The organism is Paraburkholderia sp. RL17-381-BIF-C (assembly GCF_046026435.1).
GTDB lineage: Bacteria > Pseudomonadota > Gammaproteobacteria > Burkholderiales > Burkholderiaceae > Paraburkholderia.
The window spans coordinates 39,350-46,004 of sequence record NZ_JARESX010000056.1; the positions used below are offsets into that span (position 1 = coordinate 39,350).

Annotated in this window: 5 protein-coding genes; all 5 read left to right on the plus strand. The window is 61.0% G+C overall.

Going from position 1 to position 6,655, the window contains the following annotated elements; translation table 11 throughout:
* Positions 1 to 63: 63 nt before the first annotated feature.
* On the plus strand, positions 64 to 1,746 hold the full coding sequence (gene aspT / locus P0D70_RS27150) for an aspartate-alanine antiporter (protein WP_091796629.1): 1,683 nt from the start codon (positions 64 to 66) through the stop codon (positions 1,744 to 1,746).
* A 91-nt stretch (positions 1,747 to 1,837) separates the two neighbouring features.
* Positions 1,838 to 3,502: a bifunctional aspartate transaminase/aspartate 4-decarboxylase gene (locus tag P0D70_RS27155; RefSeq protein ID WP_408186728.1), complete on the plus strand. Its 1,665-nt coding sequence runs from the start codon at positions 1,838 to 1,840 to the stop codon at positions 3,500 to 3,502.
* Positions 3,503 to 3,654: 152 nt separating this feature from the next.
* Positions 3,655 to 4,878: a pyridoxal-phosphate-dependent aminotransferase family protein gene (locus tag P0D70_RS27160; RefSeq protein WP_408186732.1), complete on the plus strand. Its 1,224-nt coding sequence runs from the start codon at positions 3,655 to 3,657 to the stop codon at positions 4,876 to 4,878.
* A gap of 537 nt (positions 4,879 to 5,415) precedes the next feature.
* Complete coding sequence (locus P0D70_RS27165; protein ID WP_408186729.1) at positions 5,416 to 5,607, plus strand: hypothetical protein; 192 nt, start codon at positions 5,416 to 5,418, stop codon at positions 5,605 to 5,607.
* A gap of 682 nt (positions 5,608 to 6,289) precedes the next feature.
* A partial coding sequence (locus P0D70_RS27170) for a hypothetical protein (RefSeq protein WP_408186730.1) occupies positions 6,290 to 6,655 on the plus strand: 366 nt, incomplete at its 3' end.

Genomic DNA, 6,655 nt, shown 5'->3' on the forward strand with positions numbered 1-6,655 from the left:
TGCGCCTCGCCTGCGCGGGCAGCAACCAGTACTCAGTATCGCAAACTATCCAGCGAGGGCACGATGGACTGGCTACATCATATTTTTCAGAAATCACCGGAGATGGCGCTGTTTCTGTCGCTCGCGGCCGGGTACTTCATCGGACAGATCAACTTCGGCAAGTTTCAGCTGGGCGGCGTGGGCGGCTCGCTGCTGGCTGCGGTGGTGATCAGTCAGGCGGGCGTGACGATCGACAACGGCGTGAAGTCGGTCATGTTCGCCGTCTTCATCTACGCGGTCGGCTACGACTCCGGCCCGGGCTTCTTCAACTCGCTGAACCGCAAGACGCTGCGTGAGATTGCCATGGCCGTGTTTCTGGCAGTCACCGCGCTGATCACCGTGGTGGTGTGCGCGAAGCTGTTCCACCTGAACAAGGGGCTCGCCGCCGGACTCGCGGGCGGCGCGCTGACGCAATCGGCGATTATCGGCACGGCGGGCGACGCGATTGCGCGTCTCGGCCTGCCCGCCGATCAGGTCAAGTCGCTGCAATCGGACGTGGCGATCGCCTACGCGGTGACCTATGTGTTCGGCTCGTTGGGCGCGATCATCGTGTGCGTGAATATCCTGCCCAAATTCATGGGCCAAAGTTTGCGCGATGCCTCGCTCGAAGTGGAACGCGAACTGACCGCGGGTGCGACGGCCACCGGGCCGGGGCAACTCTCCGCGCTGCCCGAGATGGTCGGCCGCGCGTACACGATCGATGTCAGCGCAGGGAAAACGGTGAAAGCCGTCGAGACGCAGCATCGAGACCTGTTGACGATCGAGCGGATCAAGCGTGACGGCCAGCCGCTCGACCCGGCGCCCGATCTGGTGCTGAAACCCAACGACGTGGTGCTCGTGGTGGGGCGCCGCGAGGCCGTGGTCGAATTCGGCGCGGCCGGCGGCGAGGTTGCCGCCGTCGAAGATGTCGGCGTCGTCATGCAGACACGCGAAGGCGTGTTCACGCGCAAGGGCATGAACCACACGACGATCGCCGCCGCGCGGCAAGTGGTGGATCGCGATATGCGGCACGGCGTCTACATCCAGAGTATTTCGCGTGCCGGTCAGCCACTGCCGGTACTGCCGGAAACCATCCTGGAGCACGGCGACGTCATCACTTTCTACGGTTCGCCGAAAGACACCAAGCGCGCCGTCGAAGCGGCCGGCTACGAGCTGCCGTACACCAACAAGACCGACTTCATCTACATGGGCGTCGGCCTCGTGCTCGGTCTGCTGATCGGGCTGATCGTCGTCGATGTCGCCGGCATTCCGCTCACGCTCGGCTCGGGCGGCGGCTGCCTGCTGGCCGGGTTGCTGTTCGGCTGGATGCGCGGCAAGTATCCGATGTATGGCGTGATGCCGACGGCGGCCTCGCAACTGCTGAAGGACTTCGGCCTCGCGGCCTTCGTGGCGGTGGTCGGTTTGAACTCCGGCCTGCAGGCGGTAGTCACCGTCAAACAGAGCGGCTTGACGATCTTCCTGCTCGGCGTGTTCGTCACGTTGTTTCCGTTGTTGCTCACCATGCTGTTCGGCCGCTACGTGCTGAAGTACAACAACGCGGCCATTCTCGCGGGGGCGCTGACCGGCTCGCGCAGTGCGAATCCCGCCTTCGGCGGCGTGCTCGACAAGGCGGAAAGCTCCGTGCCGACCGTGCCGTTCGCGATCACGTACGCGATCGCGAACGTCGCGTTGACACTGCTCGGCCCGCTCGTGGTCGGGCTCGTGTAGCGCACGTCTATCGATCTCTGTTACGCCGGCGCTAACCGGGCGATCGTTCGCCGCGCCGGCATCTTTCACCAGGCTCATTGGAGAACGCATCATGGCAAAAGAGAAGGGCGACAAGAAACGTGCGGATATGGCGCAACCGGGCATGTCGGCACTCAGCCCGTTCGAGTTGAAGGACGAACTGATCAAGGCCGCCGGCGGCAGCGCCGTGGAACGACCCGCCAATGCGTCGATGCTCAACGCCGGGCGCGGCAACCCGAATTTTCTCGCGACGATTCCGCGCCACGGCTTCTGGCAACTCGGTCTCTTTGCGATGCGCGAATCGGAGCGCTCGTTTGCCTACATGCCTGAGGGCGTGGGCGGCTTTCCGCGGCACGACGGCCTCGAGGAACGCTTCGATTTATTCCTGCGCGAGAACAAGGGCGTGGCCGGCATCGACTTTCTGCGCGGTGCGGTGTCGTACGTGCGCGATCAGCTGGGTTACTCCGCCGGCGACTTTCTCTACGAAATGTGCGAGGGCATTCTCGCTTCCAACTACCCGGTGCCGGACCGCATGCTGAAGCTGTCCGAACTGATCGTCGGGCAGTATCTGCGCAAGGAGATGATCGGCGACCATCCTTTTGTCGGCGAATTCGACATATTCGCGGTGGAAGGCGGTACGGCCGCGATGACGTATATCTTCAACACGCTGCGCGAGAATCACCTGATCAAGGCGGGCGACACGATCGCGCTCGGCATGCCGATCTTCACGCCGTACATCGAGATTCCGCGCTTGAACGACTACCGGTTGAACGTCGTCAATCTCGAAGCCGACGTGGCCAATGGCTGGCAGTATTCGAAGAAGGAACTCGACAAGCTGCGCGATCCGAAGGTGAAGGCGTTCTTTCTCGTGAACCCGAGCAATCCGCCTTCGGTGAAGATCAATGACGAAAGCCTTCAATACATTGCCGAGATCGTCAAGGAACGGCCCGATCTGATCCTGCTGACCGACGACGTGTACGGCACCTTTGCCGACGACTTCGTGTCGCTGTTCGCGCTCGCGCCGAAGAACACCATTCTCGTGTATTCGTACTCGAAATATTTCGGCGCGACCGGCTGGCGCCTCGGCACGATCGCGACGCATCGCGACAACGTGCTCGACAAGCTGATCGCCGAGTTGCCGAAAGACACGAAGAAGCAGTTGCACGAGCGCTACGAATCGATCACGACGGAGCCGGACAAGCTCAAGTTCATCGACCGGCTGGTGGCCGACAGCCGCACGGTCGCGCTGAATCACACCGCGGGTCTGTCGACGCCGCAGCAGGTGCAGATGGTGCTGTTTTCGCTGTTCTCGTTGATGGACACGCCGGACGCCTACAAGAACGCGTTGAAGCGTTTGATTCGCAAGCGCAAGCAGGCGCTTTACGAAGAGGTCGGCATTTCCTTCGAGGACGACGATCCGAATCAGGTCGACTACTACACGATTCTCGACGTCGAATTCCTCGGCGAGCGGATGTTCGGGCGTGAGTTCGTCGATTGGCTGCTGAAGAACACGCAGCCATCCGAAATGCTGTTCCGCCTCGCGCGCGAGGCGCGGGTCGTGCTGCTGCCGGGGCTTGGCTTCGGCACGCAGCATCCGTCGGGGCGCGTGTCGTTGGCGAACCTGAACGAAGCCGACTACCGGCAGATCGGGCGCGCGTTGCGCAAGCTGATCGAGGAGTATGTCGAGCGTTTCAACGCGGCGACCGGCAAGAAACTCGACAAGACCACGGTGAAATGACGGCTTTGTCGACGGTGTCGTGGGGTCAGGCATAGTCAAAAAACTTGCGCAACTGCGCGGATCGGTGAATGATCGAACCGGCGGCCTCGCCAGCGTCCATGCTGGCGGGGCCGTTTGCTCTTTCGCGCCCTGACATTCACGTACCGATCATCATGCCGACTTCATCATTCACATCCGCCTCTTTTGCTGTGCCCTGTCCGGTTGTCGAGTCGCTCGACGCCATTCTTCCCGAAGAGCCGCTTCTGATGATGGGCGCCGGCCCCGTGCCGATTCCCGCGGCCGTGGCGAAGGCCAATGCGATCGTGATCAATCACCTGGGCGCAACGATGGTGAAGGTGATTGGGCAGGTGAAGTCGATGGCGCGCTATGTGTTCCAGACGAATTCGAAATGGGTGCTGGGTGTGGCCGGACCCGGCTCGGCCGCGATGGAGATGGCGATTTCGAACCTGGCGTGGGAAGGCACGCGGGTGCTGTCCATCAAGAACGGTTTTTTCAGCGAACGGATGGCGGAGATGGGCCGGCGCGTCGGCGCGCGGGTGAGCACGCTCGATGTTGCCGACCGGACGGTGGCGAGCCTCGAAGAGATTGCCGAGGCGATCCGGCGCGAGCGGCCTGAGATCGTGACGGTGGTGCAGGGCGAGACGTCCAATACGGTGTGGAATTATCGGCTGAAGGAAATTGCCGCGTTGGCGAAAGCGGCCGGCGCGCTGGTGATCGTCGATGCGGTTTGCACGTTGAGCACGATGCCGTTGGAAATGGATGCCTGGGGGATCGATGCGGTGATTACGGGTGGGCAGAAGGGGTTGTCGTCGATTCCGGGCGTGTCGTTGATTGCGTTTTCAGATGCGGCGTGGGAGAGGGTTAAGGGGCGCACGGCGCCGAACGCGCATTGGTGTCTGGATGCGAGGCTTGCTGAGAATTTTTGGCATAACGCTGGGTATCACTATACGGCGCCTGTTTCTGGGGTTCTGGCTTTGCATGAGGCTTTGCGGTTGGTGTGTGCCGAGACGCTCGAGAAGCGGTTTGCGCGGCATTTGAGGTGTTCGCTGGCGTTGCAGGATGGGGTGGTGGCGATGGGGCTTCGGTTGTATGCGCCGGAGGCTTGTCGGTTGAATTCGGTTGTGGGGATCGAGGTGCCTGATCGGTTTAGTCCTGCGGATGTTTGTGCGCATATTTCGCGGATGCATCAGGTGGAGATTTCGGGGTCGTTTGGGTTGCCCATTGTTCGCGTTGGGCAGATGGGGGAGCAGTGTCGGGAACATAATCTTTTTCGGACTGTGCATGCGCTGGGGCGGACTATGGTTGATCTTGGGGTTAAGGTGGATTTGCCGGCGGGGGTTGCGGCTTTGGAGAGAGGGTTGTCGGGGGGGAGGTGATCGGGTTTTTTGCCTGCTCGGCGGAGGTTGTTTGTTGGTGGTGGTTTTTGGTGTTGGCCTTTCCTTGATTTGTTTGTGGTCTATTAGCGTTGCCCCTGTGCGGGGCGGCACCTACTTTCTTTGCCGCGGCAAAGAAAGTAGGCAAAGAAAGCCGCTTTGAACCGCCAGATCATAAGCGGGTCCCCCGCACAGTCACGGTAGTGGCGCATCTGGAATCTGTGTCCTCGCACATTCGGCCGCAGTGACAAGGGCGTCATACTTCCCGCCTCGCGCTCCGCGCTCGCCGGAAGGGCTTTTCAAAACCAGTGGTTTTAGTTGGGCCCGCTGGGGCCGTTGGCTTCGCCTCGGCGATGCCGCTATGCCTGTGAGTTCAATGCGATCCGCGCGCCAAACGCCCCTTGCATTCCAGCAGGACCGCGGCGGCGCATAATCAATTTGTGCGCGGTGGGGGCCGTCGGCTTTGCCTCGGCGTTGGCGCTCGGCCTGTGAGTTCAATGCGCCCCGCGCGCCAAACGCCTCTTGCATTCCACCAGGACCGTGGCGGCCCATCATCAATTTGTGCGCGGTCGGGCCGTCGGCTTTGCCTCGGCGGTGCCGCTCGGCCTGTCAGTTCAAGGCGATCCGCGCGCCAAACGCCTCTTGCATCCCACCAAGATCGTGGCGGCCCATCATCAATTTGTGCGCGACCGGGCCGTCGGCTTCGTCTCGGCGGTGGCGCTCGGCCCATAAGTTTCAAAGCGCCCCGCGCGCCAAACGCGCCTCTCATTCCAGCACAACGGGGTTGGCCCATGTCAATTTATGTACGCCGCAGGCCGCTGGCTTCGACCCGCGAAGATCGCGCGGACGGTAAGGCTCAATGTGCTCCCCGCACCAAACGTGACTCGCTCTTCAGCAGAGCAACGTCGGTCCATGAATGGTCGCTGATTTTTGAAGGCAACTGGACACATCTCGCCGCCCAAAAATGTCGTCACGCATGAATTGATCATGCATCTCGCTAATCGGATTGGGCGCACGCTTTGCGAATCATTCGCTGCGGTTTTTGCGGAAGTTTCTTCTGCGTCGTAGTCCTTTACTCTGGCAGATCATTGGGCAATTTCGGAATTGGTTGCCGCGTACGCGTTTTAGCTCGTTCGGGTGATCGCTCGCAACGCGATATGTTTAAACTCGTTTTGTCGTGTACTTCACGACAACAGGTTTCGCAGCCTGCCTCACGCAGAACTCGCATGCTTGCACTAGCAAGTGCGCGGCTGCCTTTGCACGCCTGATCACAATGGGCGGGCCTTGGCGGGGGAGCCCTACGGCTCGCCGGTTCTTGGTTCTGTGTGCCGGTCTGCGAATCCCGTCAATGTGCCCGCTCACCACCGTACAAGCGCGAGGTGAGCGATCCAGACAAGTTTAGGGAGATCGCGCCATGAGTAAATCTGTCAAACGTTCACGGACCACAACGCGGCCGCCCGTTGACGCGGTTCAATACGAGAAACTGGCGCTGTCCGCATTCGGATTGATCGAACGGCAATTAAGCCAATTAGACAAATTGGCGACGCTTGTGGCCTCGATAGTTAGGAGTCCGGCTGTGACAAGGGAGGAGAGACATCGCCAGCGACGGTTGCTTGAACTGTTGCTCGACATCGTTGAGGACTACCAATACGAAGTCGAGACTGACCGTGAGCTATATCAGGTCATTGCGCTGGACGCGAGTGGAGTGGTGCAAAGCCGGATCACAGCGCGCCATGCAGCGAAAGTTCTTGCAAAAGCGACGCGGAGGGCATCCGAAACC